The organism is Pseudomonas sp. GW456-12-1-14-TSB6 (assembly GCF_059424205.1).
The window spans coordinates 1-16,533 of the sequence record NZ_JBWKZE010000040.1 but is presented as its reverse complement, the minus strand read 5'-3'; the positions used below and the strand labels follow the sequence as shown (position 1 = coordinate 16,533).

Sequence of the window (16,533 nt, the reverse complement as noted above, 5' to 3'; positions counted from 1 at the left end):
CAAAGTGTGGACTGCGAAGGGCAATCAATCGTTCGATCCACGCAATAAGGCCTACGCTAGAACAGCAGAGTAGTTTGCCCTCGGCGCTTTTGTGGCCCGACCGGGTTTTCAGCGCTCGATTTTCAGACCGGATATTTCACAAGGAGCATTTCATGAGTCAGCTGCGCCGCGTCGCGATCATTGGTGGCAACCGCATTCCGTTCGCCCGCTCCAACGGGCCCTACGCCACCGCCAGCAATCAGGTGATGCTCACCGCCGCCCTCGAAGGCCTGATCGAACGCTACAACCTGCACGGCCAGCGCATCGGCGAAGTGGTCGCGGGGGCGGTGCTGAAATTGTCACGGGATATGAACCTGACCCGCGAATGCGTGCTCGGTTCGCGGTTGTCGCCGGCGACCCCGGCCTACGACATTCAGCAGGCCTGCGGCACTGGCCTGGAAGCGGCGCTGCTGGTGGCGAACAAGATCGCCCTCGGCCAGATCGATTGCGGTATTGCCGGCGGTGTCGACACCACATCGGACGCGCCGATCAGCGTCAGCGAAGGCCTGCGCAAGATCCTTCTGCAAGCCAACCGCGCCAAGACCACCGGCGACAAGCTCAAGACCTTTCTGCAATTGCGCCCTAAACACCTGATCCCCGAATTCCCGCGCAACGGCGAACCGCGCACCGGTCTGTCGATGGGCGAGCACTGCGAGCTGATGGCGCAGACCTGGAACATCCCCCGCGAAGAACAGGATCAACTGGCCTTCGAAAGCCACCACAAACTGGCGGCGTCCTACAGCGAAGGCTGGCACAACGACCTGATGACCCCATTCCTCGGCTTGACCCGCGACAACAACCTGCGCCCGGACCTGACCCTGGAAAAACTCGCGACCCTGAAACCGGCCTTCGAGAAAAGCGCCAAGGGTACGCTGACCGCCGGCAACTCGACGCCGCTGACCGATGGCGCGTCGGTGGTGCTGTTGGGCAGCGAGGAGTGGGCGAAGGAACGTGGTCTGCCGATCCTCGCTTACTTGCGTGACGGCGAAGCGGCGGCGGTGGATTTCGTCAACGGTGCCGAAGGGCTGCTGATGGCGCCGGCGTATGCAGTGCCACGCTTGCTGGCGCGCAATGGCCTGACCTTGCAGGACTTCGACTACTACGAAATTCACGAGGCCTTCGCCGCGCAAGTGTTGTGCACGTTGAAGGCCTGGGAAGATCCGGAGTACTGCAAGACCCGGCTCGGGCTGGACGCGCCGCTGGGATCGATTGATCGCAGCCGCCTGAACGTCAAGGGCAGCTCGCTGGCGGCGGGGCATCCGTTTGCCGCGACGGGCGGGAGAATTGTGGCGAACCTGGCGAAGTTGCTGGATGCGGCGGGGCAGGGGCGGGGGTTGATTTCGATTTGTGCGGCGGGCGGACAAGGTGTGACGGCGATCATCGAGCGCTAGAAGAGCAAAAGCTTGCCCTCACCCTAACCCTCTCCCGGAGGGAGAGGGGGCCGATTGGGGGATGCTTCAGAAGTCCGCCGACCTGAAAGAACGTTGTTGAATCCATAATCGACTCGATCTTTCAGGTCGATGTATAGCGAAAGACAACTCGGTCAGTTCCCTCTCCCTCCGGGAGAGGGTTAGGGTGAGGGGGCTTTTAAGGTTGCCCCCAATCTCAAGTCCGGAACCTGCGCACCAACCCATCCAGCTCATTCGACAACCCCGCCAGACTCTGCGAATCCAGCCGCGCCGAATTCGCCAGCTCCGCCACCAACTGCGCATCACCATGAATCTGGCTGATATGCCGATTGATGTCCTCAGCCACCTGATGCTGTTCTTCAGCGGCCGTGGCGATCTGCGTGTTCATGTCGCGAATCACATCCACCGACTCACGGATCTGACCGAAGCTCTCTCGCGCTTCGCCGATGCGTACCACCGATTGCTGCGACACATCGAGGCTGGCGCGCATCTGCTGGGTCACCGCGCTGGTGCGTTTGGCCAGATTGCCCAGCAGCCCGTCGATTTCCGCCGTCGAATCCGCCGTGCGTTTGGCCAGTGCGCGAACCTCATCGGCCACCACCGCAAAACCACGACCCTGCTCACCGGCCCGCGCCGCCTCGATGGCCGCGTTGAGCGCCAGCAGGTTGGTCTGTTCGGCGATGGAGCGGATGGTGCCGAGGATCGACTGGATGTCGTTGCTGTCGCGTTCCAGTTGCTGCATCGACTGCGCGGACTGCTCCAGTTCCTGGCTCAGTTGATCGACACTGTGCACCGCCGCATCGATCTGCTGCTGACCTTCGCGGGCCTGGCGCTGGCCGCTGTCGGCCGACTCCGCCGCCTGGCTGCACGAGCGGGCGACTTCGTTGGCGGTGGCGACCATTTCGTGGAACGCGGTCGAGACCATGTCCACCGCTTCGCGCTGGCGTCCGGCGGCTTCGGCCATGTCGCCGGAGACCCGGGTCGAGCTCTGCGAAGTGGCGAGGATTTTCCCGGCCGCGCCGCCGATATGCTGGATCAGGCTGCGGATCGCGGTGAGGAACTGGTTGAACCAGTTGGCCAGTTGCGCAGTTTCGTCGCTGCCACGGATGTCGAGGCTCTTGGTCAGGTCGCCTTCGCCCTGGGCGATGCCTTCCAGACCGCTGGCCACGCTGCGGATCGGCCGCACGATGAGGCTGGCGAAACTGGCACCGACCACCGCGAAAAACACCGCCAGCACGGCCGCAATGATTGCGATCAGCCAGGTCAGTTGGGTGGCGGAACTCATCACTTCGTTCTGTTTGATCAGGCCGATGAAGGTCCAGCCCAGTTGATCCGAGGGCCAGACATTGGCCATGTAGCGCTCGCCGTTGATCTCGATGTCAACCAGGCCTTTGCCGGCCTTGGCCAGTTGCGCGTAGCCGTCGCCGAGGCTGTCGAGTCGTTTGAAGTTGTGCTCCGGTTGCTTCGGATCGACCAGCACCGTGCCGGTGTTTTCCATCAGCATCAGGTAACCGCTTTCACCGAGCTTGATCTGTTTGACGATCTCAGTCAGTTGCTTGAGCGACACGTCAATGTTGACCACGCCACCCTGGGCGCCCAACTGGTTGGCGACCGCGCGCACGGTGCTGACCAGAACCGCGTCGTCGCCGGCCCAGTAATAGGCCTCGGTGCGCAGGGTCTTGCCCGGGTTGGCCATGGCCGTCTTGTACCAGGGGCGGGTGCGCGGGTCGTAGTTGGCCATCTTCGGATCGCCCGGCCAGAAGGCATAGCCGCCGCTGTTCAATCCATAGGAGACGTAGGAGTAGGCCGGGTGGGATTTGGCCAGCCCCTCGAACAGTGCAAACAGTTGCTTGTCGATCTCGCCATCGGAGGTATCGGCGGCGTTGGCGCTCATGCGGCTGCGAACGCTGCCGTCCGCGTTCTTCACCAACGGCTGCGCCGCCAGGTAATCGACGTTCTGGCTGATGCCGTCGAAAAACAGCTGCATGGCATTGCTGACCTGACGGATCTCGCGCCCGCTGCTGTCGACAAAATCGTCCCGGGCATCGCTGCGCAGGTTCAGTACCACCAGCGTGGCGACCAGCACCACGGGCAAGCAGGCGATGATTGCAAACGCCCAGGTCAACTTCTGTTTGATGTTCATCCGCGCTCCAGATTTTCTTGTAGGCCCACGCAGTGCAGATGACTCGCGGTTATTGGCAGCCGAAAAACCTATTTCTCACCCGTTTCCTTGGGTGCGACATCGACATTTTTTTGGAACGATTGTCGGACAAGTTCCTCTGTCTCAGAGGAAATCGGCTGATGAAGAGGGAAATTGAGGCCGGAAGAGAAAATTCTTACGAGCTGTGTGCGGCGGGATGTCAGATTCTGTCGCAAATGCCCTCAAGTCCTGTCGCCAACAACTTCGACAGCCTCGGCTATGATTCGCAGCGGTCGATAAAGCGGCGGATCGGCCCGGTTTATCCGGCACAGTGTGTGCATCCACAGGTTCACAGGTCGGCAACCCCTCCCCGTGATGCGAGGATTGCCGTATAACGAGTGACATTCGCGTGTTTGGTAATAAAGGACCCACAATAAAAGCTGATGAAGACTCCAAAACGCATTGAACCCCTGATCGAGGACGGTCTGGTCGACGAAGTGCTGCGTCCACTCATGAGTGGCAAAGAAGCAGCTGTTTATGTGGTGCGCTGCGGCAATCAGTTACGTTGCGCAAAGGTCTACAAGGAGGCGAACAAACGCAGTTTCCGCCAGGCGGCCGAGTATCAGGAAGGCCGCAAGGTTCGTAACAGCCGACAGGCCCGGGCGATGGCCAAGGGTTCCAAGTTCGGGCGCAAGGAAGCCGAAGACGCCTGGCAGAACGCCGAAGTCGCGGCGCTGTTCCGCCTGGCCAACGCCGGGGTGCGCGTGCCCAAGCCGTACGACTTCCTCGAAGGCGTGCTGCTGATGGAACTGGTGGCCGATGAATACGGCGATGCCGCGCCGCGTCTGAACGATGTGGTGCTGGAGCCGGATCAGGCCCGCGAATATCACGCGTTCCTGATTTCGCAGATCGTGCTGATGTTGTGTACCGGTCTGGTGCACGGTGACCTCTCGGAGTTCAACGTGCTGCTGACGCCGACGGGGCCGGTCATCATCGACCTGCCGCAAGCGGTGGACGCCGCCGGCAACAACCACGCGTTCAGCATGCTCGAGCGTGACGTCGGCAACATGGCGTCGTACTTCGGCCGGTTCGCCCCGGAGTTGAAGAAGACCAAATACGCCAAGGAAATGTGGGCGTTGTACGAAGCGGGTACGTTGCACCCGGCCAGCGTGCTGACCGGCGAGTTCGACGATCCCGAGGACCTGGCCGATGTCGGCGGGGTGTTGCGCGAGATCGAAGCGGCGCGTCTGGATGAGGAGCGCAAGCAAGCCATCCGTGCGGCGGACGACGAACCCAAGGGCAAGTCCGACGAACCGCCTCCGCCACCGTGGATGCAGTGAGCATCTGAAAAGGAAAACCCGGCTTCGGCCGGGTTTTACACATTCAAGGATTGATTGTGACCACCACTTCCCGCAATGCCCGGCTGATCATCACGGCGCGGCTGATCTCCGATTTCGGCGCGTTCCTCAACATGGTTGCGCTGGCCACTTATGTCTACCTGCTGAGCAACAGCGCGATGAGCGTGGGGATTTTTCTCGCCAGTCGGGTGGGCGGCGGAATTTTCGCCAGCCTGATCGGCACGGCGTTTTATCGTCGATGCAGTGGCCGTCTGCCGTTGATTGCCTTCGATCTGCTGCGCGCCGCTGTGCTCGGGCTGTTGCTCATCTTGCCGGTCAGTCAGCAGGCGCTGTTGCTGCCGCTGATTGCGTTCGGATTGGGCTTTGGCAATTCGATGTTCGCCATCGGTCTCAACAGTCAGTTGCCGCGATTGATCGAGCCGGCGCAGTTGCTCAAGACCAATGCGTGGATTACGTCCGCCTCGTCCATGGCGATGGTCGGCGGCAGTCTGGTGTCCGGGTTGCTGGTCGCGGGGTTTGGTTTTGAAACGGTGTTTGTGCTGAATGCGCTGACCTATCTGCTGGCGGCGCTGTTGATCGCGCCGTTGCGCTTCAGCGCACCGGAGCCCGTCAACGAATCCAGCGCTGAGCGCAGCGAATGGTCAGCCTTGGTCCAGGGCTTGCGCAGCGCTCCGGTAGTTGCGGCGATGCTGGCGGTGACCATGGCCGACACCCTTGGCAGCGCTGCGCACAACGTCGGTTTTCCGATCATTTCCAAACTGCTGACACCGGACTCGGCGAGCACCACGCTGGGCCTGATGCTCGCAGTGTGGGCCGCCGGCAAACTGCTCGGTGCGCGGATCGCCAGTCGCCTCAACGGCTCGGAAAACATTCATCTGGAGCGCCGCTACTTCGGCGGCGTGCTGCTGATGTCCTGCGGCTTCATCCTGATGTTCCAGCAGCACAGCGTCGTCGGTCTGTTGCTGTTTTCGCTGCCGGCCGGACTGGGCGACGGGTTCTCGGAAGTCGGCCTGATGTCACGGCTGCAACGGGAACCGGAGCCCCTGCGCCTGCCGATTTTCAGTTTCCTGACGCTGTTGCAGATGACCGGGTTCGGCGTCGGCATGCTGATCGCCGCACCGTTTTATGAGTGGTGGGCGCCGGGCGCCGTGGTGTTGTTGTTCCACGGCATTCCCCTCGCCACAGTGCTGTCGATGAAAATCCTGCTGCTCAGGCGCGCGCGGGTTGCGCGCAGCAGCCCGACGCCAGTTCCTTGAGGATCGGGCAGTCCGGGCGATGGTCGCCGTGGCAGTGCTCGACCAGATCCTGCAGGGTGTCGCGCAGTTCGCCGAGTTCGCGGATCTTCTGATTCAGCTCGTCGATGTGCTGGCGGGCCAGGGCCTTCACATCGGCGCTGGCGCGCTGGCGATCCTGCCAGAGCGTCAGCAGTTTGCCGACTTCCTCCAGCGAAAAGCCCAGGTCCCGCGAACGCTTGATGAATGCCAGCGTGTGCAGGTCATCGTCACCGTAGACGCGATAGCCGCTGTCGGTGCGATGAGCAGCCTTGAGCAGACCGATCGACTCGTAATAACGGATCATCTTTGCGCTCAGGCCACTGTGGCGGGCCGCTTGGCCGATGTTCATCGGTTGTCCTCCAGATCCTCGGGTTTCCAGGTTTTCAACAGTAGCGCATTGCTCACCACGCTGACGCTCGATAAGGCCATTGCCGCGCCGGCCAGCACCGGATTGAGAAAGCCGAACGCCGCCAGCGGAATGCCGATCAGGTTGTAGACGAAGGCCCAGAACAGGTTCTGGCGGATCTTCGCGTAAGTCTTGCGGCTGATCTCCAGCGCGGCCGGCACCAGCCTTGGGTCGCCGCGCATCAGGGTGATGCCGGCGGCGTGCATGGCCACGTCGGTGCCGCCGCCCATGGCGATGCCGATGTCGGCCGCCGCCAGCGCCGGTGCGTCGTTGATGCCGTCGCCGACCATGGCCACGACCCCGGTTTTCTTCAGCTCGGCGACGGTGGCGGCTTTTTCCGCCGGCAGCACTTCGGCGTGGACGTTTTCGATGCCCAGCGCTTCGGCAACCACCCGGGCACTGCCGCGGTTGTCGCCGGTCAGCAGGTGGCTGTGGATGTGCTGGGCGGCCAGTTGTTGCACCGCGTGCAGCGCGCCGGGCTTGAGGGTGTCGCCGAAGGCGAACAGCCCTAGCACGCGGGGCTGCGGACTTTGCTCGATCAGCCACGACAGCGTGCGACCTTCGGTTTCCCAGGCCTTGGCGGATTCGCTCAGGTTTCCGGCGTTCAGACCGCTTTCTTCCAGCAAGCGCCGGTTGCCCAGCGCCAGGCGCCGGCCGTAGAGGCTGCCGGCGATGCCGCGCCCGGTCAGGGACTGGCTGTCGCTGACATCCGGCACGCTCAGATGGCGTTCGGCACAGGCATCCAGCACCGCTTTGGCCAGCGGATGTTCGCTGCCGCGTTGCAGCGCACCGGCCGCTGTCAGCAGGGCGTTTTCGTCACCGTCGATTGCGCTGAAATGCGCGATGCGCGGCGTGCCGGAGGTCAGGGTGCCAGTCTTGTCGAATACCACGGCGCTGACTTCATGGGCACGTTCCAGTGCCTCGGCGTCCTTAATCAAAATCCCGTGACGGGCGGCCACTCCAGTACCGGCCATGATCGCGGTAGGTGTCGCCAGACCGAGGGCACACGGGCAGGCGATCACCAGCACCGCGACGGCGTTGATCAACGCGGTTTCCAGCGGCGCGCCGTACAGCCACCATCCGATCAGCGTGGCCAGGGCCAGCAGCAACACGGTCGGTACGAACACCTGACTGACCTTATCCACCAGTTTCTGGATCGGTGCTTTCGCAGCCTGGGCGTCCTCCACCAGACGGATGATCCGCGCCAGCACGCTTTCCGCACCGAGCGCCGTGGTGCTCACCAGCAAGCGGCCTTCGCCATTGATCGCACCGCCGGTGACCTTGTCGCCCGGCTGTTTAGGCACCGGCAGGCTTTCGCCGCTGATCAGCGCTTCGTCGGCATGGCTCTGGCCCTCCAGCACCTCGCCGTCCACCGGGAAGCGTTCACCGGGTTTGACCAATACCCGATCGCCAAGGCGAAGGGTGTTGATCGCGACGTCCTGTTCGCGACCATCGATGACTTGAATCGCCCGCTCCGGCCGCAGGGCTTCCAGTGCGCGAATGGCGCTGGCGGTCTGGCGTTTGGCGCGGCTTTCGAGGTATTTGCCGAGCAGCACCAGAGCGATGACTACCGCCGACGCTTCGAAATACAGATGCGGCATGCGCCCGTCGGCGGTGGCCCATTCGTAGAGACTCAGGCCATATCCGGCGCTCGTGCCCAGCGCTACCAGCAAGTCCATGTTGCCGGCGCCGGCGCGCACGGCTTTCCACGCGGCCACATAAAACCGCGCGCCGAAAATGAATTGCACCGGGGTGGCGAGGGCGAACTGCGCCCAGGCTGGGAGCATCCAGTGAATGCCGAACGGTTGCAGCAGCATCGGCAACACCAGCGGCAAGGCGAGGGCGATCGCACAGATCAACGCCCAGCGTTCATGGTTCAGGCGTTGCTGGCGATTGTCGGATTGTGGATGTTCGAGTTCGAAGAGGCTGGCCGAATAACCGGCCTTGCTCACGGCGGCGATCAGGGTTTGCGGGTCGACCGCGCCGAGCAATTCGAGGTGGGCGCGTTCATTGGCGAGGTTGACGCTGACGCTCTTCACCCCCGGTACTTTGTTCAGTGCGCGTTCGACGCGACCGACGCACGAAGCGCAGGTCATGCCGTCGATGTTCAATTCCACGGTTTGCTGCGGCACGCTGTAACCGGCGCGCTCAACCGCTTCCATCAGCGCCGGCAGGCTGTCGCCGGGTGCCTGCACCCGGGCCTGTTCGGTGGCGAGGTTGACGCTGACGGCACTGGCACCGCTGACTTTGCTCAACGCCCGCTCGACACGGCCGGCGCAACTGGCGCAGGTCATGCCGCTGATGGGCAGATCGAACGTTATGGAATCGGACATCGGTCGTACTCCCTGTAGTGGATGTCTACAGGATCAACCTTGCCATGCTGGCAAGGTCAAGCGCCAGTTTCCGCTACCGGCTGCTCGCTTGTTCGCCTGATCGTTCCCACGCTCCGCGTGGGAATGCAGCCGGGGACGCTCTGCGTCCCAAAGCGTGACGCAGAGCGTCACGCAGAGCGTCACAAGAAGCATTCCCACGCAGAGCGTGGGAACGAGCGGCAGGCCTTAGTAACCGAGGCCGGTCGGCTTGAGGTACATGCCTTCCTGGTTCATCGCGATGCGGAATTTCAGGATGTCGCCGGCGTGCAGTTTGATCTCCTGCGAGCCCGGCGCGAGCATGCCCGGGTTGCAGCCCGGCATTTGTCCCGGCAGCAGTTTCAGGCGCAGCGAGACATTGCCCGGCGGCAGGTTGAACGATGTGCTTTGCTCCTGAAACAGGCGCGCCGACAGCTGATCCTGGATATACACGCCAATTTCGCAGGAGGTCGCCACTTCCAGGCGCTCGCGGGAAATGATCAGCACCCCGTAATCTTCCCCGGCGGCATGCACCGAAGGGATCGCGGCAAAGAGGCTGAGTAAGCCAAACAGGCTGAAAGCTGACCAGCGCATGGCTGAATCTCCTGAATTCATGTCATTGATGCGTGCAGCTTGGCCGAGCGCGGCGCCGATTGCCAGCCCGGCAGTTTTTTGCAGAACTTGACCTTGCCATCGTGGCAAGCCTGAAACTGCCGGCAACCTCACTCAAAGGAGTCATTCCATGCAAGTGTTCACTGTTGAAGGCATGTCCTGCGGTCACTGTGTCAAAGCCGTCACCCTGGCGGTGCAGAGCAAGGATCCGGCCGCCAGCGTGCGGGTCGATCTGGCGGCGAAGGAAGTCGGCGTCGAAAGTGCGCTGAGCGCCGAGCAGGTTATCGAGGCGATCAGCGAAGAGGGCTACGCCATCAAGCTCGCCTGATCTTTTTAATAGTTAGCGAGCTACCGGAATGTTCAAGGCGTCCTCGCGCGGCTAGACTGTCGGGCTGCACTCAACTCAACTGCCCGCCCGACCTGGACGCCTGATGAACTTCCGTACCCTTCTGATTCTCGGTGCCCTGACCGCCTTCGGTCCGTTGGCGATCGACTTCTATCTACCCGCGTTTCCCACTATGGCGCTGGCGTTCGGCACCGACGAGAAACACGTCCAGCTGACGCTGTCGGCCTATTTCTTCGGCCTGTCCATTGGCCAACTGGCTTACGGGCCGTTGGCGGATCGCTTCGGCCGGCGGATTCCGTTGCTGATCGGTCTGACGCTGTTCACGTTGGCGTCAGTGGCCTGCGCCTATGCGCCGAATCTGGATTGGCTGATCGGCGCACGGCTGGTGCAGGCGCTGGGCGGTTGTGCGGGGATGGTGATTGCCCGGGCGGTGGTCAGCGACAAGTGCGATGCGGTGGGTTCGGCGAAAGTCTTTTCGCAGCTGATGCTGGTGATGGGGCTGGCACCGATTCTGGCGCCGATGCTCGGCGGTCTGCTGGTCAATACCACGGGCTGGCAATCGATCTTCCTGGTGCTGACCGGTTTCAGTGCCTTGGCCGGGCTGGCGGTGGCTCTCGGCCTGCCGGAAAGTCTGCCGGCGCATGTTCCGCGCCAGCCGCTGTCCGGCGCTTTGCGTCAGTACGGCCGGCTGCTGGCGGATCCTGTCTACATGGGCCATGCCCTGACCGGCGGCATCGCCATCGCCGGGATGTTTGCCTACATCGCCGGCTCCCCGTTCATATTCATCAGACTGTACGGCGTGCCGGCCGAACATTTCGGCTGGCTGTTCGGCACCAATGCGGCGGGGTTCATTCTGGTCGCACAGGTCAATGCGCGACTGCTGGCCAAGCGCGGTCCGGCCTTTCTGCTGTCACGGGCGGTCTGGGTTTACCTGTGCGCCGGGCTGACGCTGCTCGCGGTCAGCGCCTTGCACACCGAGGCGCTTTGGCCATTGCTGATTCCATTGTTCATCTGCGTGGCCAGCCTGGGCTGCATCAGCCCCAATGCGGCGGCGTGTGCGATGAACGGGCAGGGCGGTCGCGCCGGCAGTGCTTCAGCGTTGCTCGGTAGCCTGCAGTTCAGCGTTGCCGCCGGGGCTTCGGCGCTGGTGGGGATCCTGCACGATGGCACCGCCGTGCCGATGGCCATCGTCATCAGCCTGTGTGGATTGCTGGTGGTGTGCGCAGCGATGCTCACCCGGCGCATACAGAATGCCCGGGCGCTGGCAAAGGCGCAGGCTGAAATCTGAAACGAAAGCCTCAGCCGACAGCGCGTTGCTGGCCGGGGTCGGGAATCTGATGGGGCGCGTGCAGACGCGCTTCGAGGGTGCGGGTGAAGGCCAGCGCTTCGGCCTCACTGCGGAAGGTCACGGCGTGCTGGTCAAGACGAACTTGCCATTGGGACTTTGCCACTTCTTTTATCAGGATCTTCATTGCTGACCTCCCGTACGTAAAAGATTGCATCGCAGAGGACTCGATTGTAGTCCTGAATACGATCGCAATTGTGACAAGGGTCAAGCATCTGACTGACGGCAAAAAAACACCGCAGCCCCCGAGCCAGCCACTTGCGGCGCTGACGAAGGCTGCGGTCTTGCGTGTTTTAGAAACCTTCTAAAACAATTTTCCCCTTGGCCTTGCCGCTTTCCAGTAATTCATGGGCGCGGCGCAAGTTGCTCGCGTTGATCGTGCCGAAGTGCTCGCCGACCGTGGTTTTCAAGGTGCCGCTGTCGATCAGCCCGGCCACTCGATTGAGCAGTTTGTGCTGCTCGATCATGTCCGGCGTTTCGAACAGCGAGCGGGTGTACATGAACTCCCAGTGCAGCGACAGGCTCTTGCGCTTGAGTTTGGTCACGTCCAGCGCCTTCGGATCGTCGATCAGCGCCAGTTTGCCTTGTGGCGCCAGAGCCTCGACCAGTTGGTCCAGGTGCTGTTCGGTCTGGGTCAGGCTGGCGACGTGGGTCACGTGGGCCACACCGGCGCGTTTCAGTTCTTCGCTCAACGGCTGGCTGTGATCGATCACCAGGTCAGCGCCCAAATCGGTCACCCAGTCGCGGGTCTCAGGGCGGGAGGCGGTGCCGATCACCTTGAGTCCGGTCAACTGGCTGGCCAGTTGGGTGAGGATCGAACCGACGCCGCCGGCCGCGCCGACGATCAGCAGGCTCTGGCCTTCGTCAGTGTTGCCTTCGCGAATCTGCAGGCGTTCGAACAACAATTCCCACGCCGTAATGGCGGTCAGCGGCAAGGCGGCAGCTTCGGCGAAGCCGAGGGTTTTCGGCATGTGGCCGACAATCCGCTCATCCACCACGTGCAATTCGCTGTTGCCACCGGCCCGGGCAATGGAGCCGGCGTAGAACACCTTGTCGCCGGCCTTGAACAGGGTCACTTCACTACCGACGGCCTTGACCACACCGGCCACGTCCCAGCCCAGTACCTTGGCGGCGCCGCCTTCCGGTGCGACGTTCTGGCGAACCTTGGTGTCGACCGGGTTGACCGAAATCGCTTTGACTTCCACCAGCAGGTCGCGGGGGCCGGCTACCGGTTCTGGCAGTTCGATGTCTTGCAGGGATTTTTCGTCGCTGATCGGGAGCGAGGCGTAATAGGCGATGGCTTTCATGGAGAACTCCGAAAGTGAATAAAAGGAAGGTTTCAGGCGATGACGCGCAGGCGCTTGAGTTCGAAGTGTTCGAGGAACGCCTCGGCCTGGCTGCGGAAATGCTGGATATGCGCGCTGGCATCGTGGGCTTGCAGGGCTTCGTCGCTGGCCCACTGTTCGATCATGTAGAAGGCCAGTGGATTGGCCAGGTCCTGATGCAGTTCGTACTGACCGCAACCCGCTTCGGCGCGGGTCGGTTCGATCAGGGCGCGCAGGTGCTGTTCGAGAGCGTCCTGCTGGCCAGGTCGGGCGATCAGGGTGGCAATGGCGGTGAAAGGCTGGGACATGTTCGACTCCGGGACGGGATGAATTCGATGGAAGGCATGATTGGCTATTTCTGCCCGAGATAAAACCGGCTAAAAGAGCAGTCTCTTTCAATTTTTTTTTGATAATCGAGGCTGAGGATGCTGCGTTTCGATGACTTGCAGTTGTTTGTCCGGGCGGCGGATCTGGGCAGTCTGTCGGCTGCGGCGCGGGTGATGGACATGTCCGCCGCGGTGGCCAGCGCCGCGCTCAAGCGGATCGAGCAGCAACTGGGCGCGCGTTTGTTGGCACGCTCCACCCGCAGTCTGCGGCTGACGGCCGAAGGTGAAGGGTTTCTTGAGTACGCCCGCGCTGCGTTGAGCAACCTGGATGAGGGGCGCCGCCTGCTGGCCAGCGGGCAGGACCAGGTCAGCGGCATTCTGCAACTGTCGGCGCCTTCGGATTTTGGCCGTAACCTGCTGTTGCCGTGGCTCGATGACTTTCAGCGCGAGCATCCGAAGCTGACCGTGCGCCTGTTGTTGGGCGATCGCATCGCCGACCTGTTTCGCCAGCCGGTGGACATCGCCTTGCGCTACGGCGAGCCGGAAGACTCCAGTCTGGTGGCGTTGCCGATTGCCCCGCACAACCGACGTGTGCTGTGCGCATCGCCCGCCTACCTGGCTAGGCACGGCGAGCCGCTGCATCTGGAGCAGCTCGCGCAGCACAACTGTCTGCTGTACATGCTCGGTGGCCGGGTGCATGACCACTGGAGTTTCCACGATGGCAAGCGTGAGGTCAGCCTGACCGTCAGTGGCGACCGCTTCAGTGACGACGCCGATGTGGTGCGCCTGTGGGCGGTGGCGGGAGCCGGGATCGCCTACAAGTCGTGGCTGGATGTGGCCGGTGATGTGCTGGCGGGGCGGCTGAAAGTGTTGTTGCCGGAGCTGCTCTGCGAACGCGCTCCGCTGAATCTGCTGTGCGCCCATCGCGCACAATTGAGTAAGCCGGTGAACCTTCTGAGGGAAATGCTCGCCAGCCGTTGCGCCGAATTGAGTAGCCGATTTCCCGTTTTTCAGGAGTCTGACCATTAGTCGCAGGTAAATAGCGAAATTTCTCTCAGGAACAATCACCAACCACGTCCACTCAGGCGCAGGACGCAGCGAGCAACCCGCTTATACTAGCGACCGCCTGAAGCCCGCACCGACAGGCCGGCAAGAGAACGATCAGACCGGAACCGGCGAGGCAGGAACGAGGGTCGCGACAGTACTGCGGTTTCCTTGCTGCGGCGCGCTGCCTTGCCTCGGCTCAAGGCGTTTTGCGCGCCTTGGCTGACGACTGATTACTGGTCAAGATGTCTATGAGCAGTAGACGATACGATTCAACAGGGAGTGAATACATGGAACATGCACCTTGCATCAGCCAGATCGCCACGTTGCTGGCCGATCCCAAACGCAGCGCGATGATGTGGGCGTTGATGGACGGCTCGGCGCGGCAGACCGAGGAGCTGGCGTTGCTGGCCGGGCTTTCGCCTTCGTCAGCCAGCGCGCATCTGGGGCGCTTGTCCGCTGGGGGGCTGTTGAAGGTCGAGGCGCGCGGACGCAAACGCTTCTTTCGTCTGGCGGCTCCCGAAATCGGCGCGGCCATCGAAGCGCTGGCCAGTGCCACCCTGGCCAGCGCCCCGCGAGAAATCCCCGACGTGTTCAAGCGTGCCTCGCCGGTCGTCAGGCCCCAGGCCGCTCCTTCGTCACTGCTGCGTGCGCGGTTTTGCGACGACCATCTCGGGGGCACGCTGGCCGCCGATCTGTACCAGCGGATGCTCGACGCCGGCTGGATCGAGCAGCTTGAAAACCGGGTGGTCGTGACGCACAAAGGCTCGACACAACTGGCCGGGCGCGGGGTCTACATCCAGGCGCTGGCCCATCGCAATGCCCAGGTGGCTTGTGCCTGTCCGGACTGGAGCGAGCGTCGTCCGCACATGGGAGGCTCGCTGGGAGCGGCGTTGTTGCAGCTGTTCATGCAGTCGGGCTGGCTGGTGCTGCCCAAGGACTCCCGTGCTTTGCAACTGACGGCGGCGGGCCAGCGGGAAATTCATCGATTTGCCTGTGAAACTGAGCTGGAAATGGCGTTATAGAGCGCTTTCTTCCACGGATGTACTCCTGAACGTCGTCAACGGCTGCGAACAAGTCGCATCTGGCACAGGCGCGCAACCGCTATCGCGCACACTCGATCCGGGGACTTTTCGGATTGAGGAGGTGGCATGGACACGGGAAACTACAGCGCGGCAGATCGACTGGAGCGCCTGCCAGTCAGCGGTTATCACCGGATCATCTTTATCATCATCGCCCTGGCGTTTTTCTTCGACTCCATGGATCTGGCGATGATGACCTTCCTGCTCGGCTCGATCAAAGCCGAGTTCGGCCTGAGCAGCGCCGAGGCTGGTCTGCTGGCCAGTTCGAGCTTTTTCGGCATGGTGCTGGGGGCGTCGCTGTCCGGGATGCTGGCTGATCGATTCGGCCGAAAACCGGTGTTCCAGTGGAGCATCGTCCTGTGGGGGCTGGCCAGTTACCTGTGCTCCACGGCGCAGACGGTCGAAAGCCTGACGCTGTTTCGCATCCTGCTGGGAATCGGCATGGGCATGGAGTTTCCGATTGCTCAGTCGATGTTGTCGGAGTTGATCCCTGCCCAGCGTCGGGGTCGCTATATCGCCTTGATGGACGGCTTCTGGCCGCTGGGTTTTGTCGCGGCGGGCGTGCTGTCGTATTTCCTGCTGCCGTTGATTGGCTGGCGCGACATCTTTCTGGTGTTGGCGGTGCCGGCGGTGTTCGTGCTGGCGATCCGCTTTTTCATTCCCGAGTCGCCGCGCTGGCTGGAACAGGCCGGCAAACATGACGCAGCGGACAAGGTTTTGTGCGGCATCGAGGCGCGGGTACAGGCATCGCTGGGCGGTGCTGCATTGCCGGCGCCGGTTCGTCTGCCACGTAGTGTGACCCCGCCGGGCCATTTCCTTTCGGCGCTCAAACAGATCTGGTCTCCGCAGTATCGCCAGCGCACGACGATGATCTGGAGCCTTTGGTTCTTCGCGCTGCTCGGCTTCTACGGCCTGACCTCCTGGCTCAGCGCGCTGCTGCAACAGTCGGGGTTTGCGGTCACCCAGTCGGTGTATTACACGGTGCTGATTTCCCTCGGCGGGATTCCCGGTTTCCTGATGGCGGCCTGGCTGGTGGAGCGCTGGGGACGCAAGCCGGTGTGCATCGTCACGCTACTCGGCGGCGGGGTGATGGCGTTTCTATACGGGCAGAGCGCAGTGTTCGGCGGCAACGTGGCGCTGCTGATCGGCACGGGGCTGTTGATGCAGTTTTTCCTGTTCGGCATGTGGGCGGTGCTCTACACCTACACGCCGGAACTGTATCCGACCTCGGCGCGGGCGACGGGGTCGGGGTTCGCCTCGGCTATCGGGCGCGTGGGTTCGCTGCTCGGGCCGTTGGTCACCGGGCTGGTGTTCCCGATCACCGGGCAGGGCGGGGTATTTGCGCTGGGAGCGCTGTGCTTTGCGATTGCGGCGGGGGTGGTGTGGCTGTTCGGGATGGAGACGCGGGGTAAAACCCTGGAAGAGCTGACTGAAACCGAGATGCTCAGCTGAATACAGCACCCTGTGGGAGCGGGGGGG

The 16,533-nt window shown here is 62.5% G+C and carries 15 protein-coding genes and 1 pseudogene; 8 read left to right on the top strand and 8 right to left on the bottom strand.

The genetic code is table 11. The features are described from left to right. Positions 1 to 152 precede the first annotated feature (152 nt). Positions 153 to 1,430, top strand: a complete 1,278-nt coding sequence (locus tag AC07Y2_RS26065; RefSeq protein WP_163973956.1) for an acetyl-CoA C-acetyltransferase — start codon at positions 153 to 155, stop codon at positions 1,428 to 1,430. A gap of 214 nt (positions 1,431 to 1,644) precedes the next feature. Here the strand turns inward: AC07Y2_RS26065 and AC07Y2_RS26060 are convergent, their stop codons facing one another. Together AC07Y2_RS26060 and AC07Y2_RS26055 are read right to left on the bottom strand one after the other, a co-directional pair. Then, a complete protein-coding gene (locus AC07Y2_RS26060; protein ID WP_442964113.1) occupies positions 1,645 to 2,373 on the bottom strand; it encodes a methyl-accepting chemotaxis protein in 729 nt (242 codons plus the stop codon). A gap of 129 nt (positions 2,374 to 2,502) precedes the next feature. Then, positions 2,503 to 3,435 (bottom strand): annotated as a pseudogene (locus tag AC07Y2_RS26055) (cache domain-containing sensor histidine kinase); the annotation flags it as partial. A gap of 596 nt (positions 3,436 to 4,031) precedes the next feature. Between AC07Y2_RS26055 and AC07Y2_RS26050 the strand changes: the two are divergent. Further along, positions 4,032 to 4,928, top strand: coding sequence for a PA4780 family RIO1-like protein kinase (locus AC07Y2_RS26050; protein ID WP_011332300.1), 897 nt, complete (start codon positions 4,032 to 4,034; stop codon positions 4,926 to 4,928). A 56-nt stretch (positions 4,929 to 4,984) separates the two neighbouring features. Continuing rightward, on the top strand, positions 4,985 to 6,202 hold the full coding sequence (locus AC07Y2_RS26045; protein WP_039773243.1) for an MFS transporter: 1,218 nt from the start codon (positions 4,985 to 4,987) through the stop codon (positions 6,200 to 6,202). Here the strand turns inward: AC07Y2_RS26045 and cueR are convergent. The 3 genes from cueR to AC07Y2_RS26030 all read right to left on the bottom strand — a co-directional run bounded on the left by cueR (position 6,156) and on the right by AC07Y2_RS26030 (position 9,568). Then, positions 6,156 to 6,569, bottom strand: a complete 414-nt coding sequence (gene cueR / locus AC07Y2_RS26040; RefSeq protein ID WP_007958485.1) for a Cu(I)-responsive transcriptional regulator — start codon at positions 6,567 to 6,569, stop codon at positions 6,156 to 6,158. The genes AC07Y2_RS26045 and cueR overlap by 47 nt on opposite strands. Then, a complete protein-coding gene (locus tag AC07Y2_RS26035; RefSeq protein WP_039773241.1) occupies positions 6,566 to 8,959 on the bottom strand; it encodes a heavy metal translocating P-type ATPase in 2,394 nt (797 codons plus the stop codon). The genes cueR and AC07Y2_RS26035 overlap by 4 nt, the downstream gene beginning before the upstream one ends. A 225-nt stretch (positions 8,960 to 9,184) precedes the next feature. Then, positions 9,185 to 9,568 carry a hypothetical protein gene (locus tag AC07Y2_RS26030; protein WP_039773239.1) on the bottom strand — a complete coding sequence of 128 codons (384 nt, stop codon included), beginning with the start codon at positions 9,566 to 9,568 and terminating at the stop codon, positions 9,185 to 9,187. 148 nt (positions 9,569 to 9,716) lie between these two features. Here AC07Y2_RS26030 and AC07Y2_RS26025 point away from each other — a divergent pair, with 148 nt between their 5' ends. Both AC07Y2_RS26025 and AC07Y2_RS26020 read left to right on the top strand, forming a co-directional pair. Continuing rightward, positions 9,717 to 9,914: a cation transporter gene (locus tag AC07Y2_RS26025; protein WP_074689706.1), complete on the top strand. Its 198-nt coding sequence runs from the start codon at positions 9,717 to 9,719 to the stop codon at positions 9,912 to 9,914. A 103-nt stretch (positions 9,915 to 10,017) separates the two neighbouring features. Next, complete coding sequence (locus AC07Y2_RS26020) at positions 10,018 to 11,220, top strand: multidrug effflux MFS transporter (protein ID WP_103387209.1); 1,203 nt, start codon at positions 10,018 to 10,020, stop codon at positions 11,218 to 11,220. Positions 11,221 to 11,230: 10 nt separating this feature from the next. Here the strand turns inward: AC07Y2_RS26020 and AC07Y2_RS26015 are convergent, their stop codons facing one another. The 3 genes from AC07Y2_RS26015 to AC07Y2_RS26005 all read right to left on the bottom strand — a co-directional run bounded on the left by AC07Y2_RS26015 (position 11,231) and on the right by AC07Y2_RS26005 (position 12,910). After that, a complete protein-coding gene (locus AC07Y2_RS26015) occupies positions 11,231 to 11,404 on the bottom strand; it encodes a hypothetical protein (RefSeq protein ID WP_166742328.1) in 174 nt (57 codons plus the stop codon). A 166-nt stretch (positions 11,405 to 11,570) separates the two neighbouring features. Continuing rightward, a complete protein-coding gene (locus AC07Y2_RS26010) occupies positions 11,571 to 12,584 on the bottom strand; it encodes a zinc-binding alcohol dehydrogenase family protein (RefSeq protein WP_103387208.1) in 1,014 nt (337 codons plus the stop codon). A 32-nt stretch (positions 12,585 to 12,616) separates the two neighbouring features. Continuing rightward, on the bottom strand, positions 12,617 to 12,910 hold the full coding sequence (locus AC07Y2_RS26005; RefSeq protein ID WP_011332308.1) for a putative quinol monooxygenase: 294 nt from the start codon (positions 12,908 to 12,910) through the stop codon (positions 12,617 to 12,619). Positions 12,911 to 13,027: 117 nt separating this feature from the next. On the opposite strand from AC07Y2_RS26005, the gene vimR reads away from it, so the two are divergent. From vimR to AC07Y2_RS25990, 3 genes are all read left to right on the top strand, one after another. After that, positions 13,028 to 13,957, top strand: coding sequence for a transcription regulator VimR (vimR, locus tag AC07Y2_RS26000; protein WP_039773231.1), 930 nt, complete (start codon positions 13,028 to 13,030; stop codon positions 13,955 to 13,957). Between the two features lie 305 nt (positions 13,958 to 14,262). Beyond that, on the top strand, positions 14,263 to 14,997 hold the full coding sequence (locus AC07Y2_RS25995) for an ArsR/SmtB family transcription factor (protein ID WP_039773229.1): 735 nt from the start codon (positions 14,263 to 14,265) through the stop codon (positions 14,995 to 14,997). Positions 14,998 to 15,123: 126 nt separating this feature from the next. Further along, complete coding sequence (locus AC07Y2_RS25990) at positions 15,124 to 16,506, top strand: MFS transporter (RefSeq protein ID WP_074689708.1); 1,383 nt, start codon at positions 15,124 to 15,126, stop codon at positions 16,504 to 16,506. Positions 16,507 to 16,533: the final 27 nt, after the last annotated feature.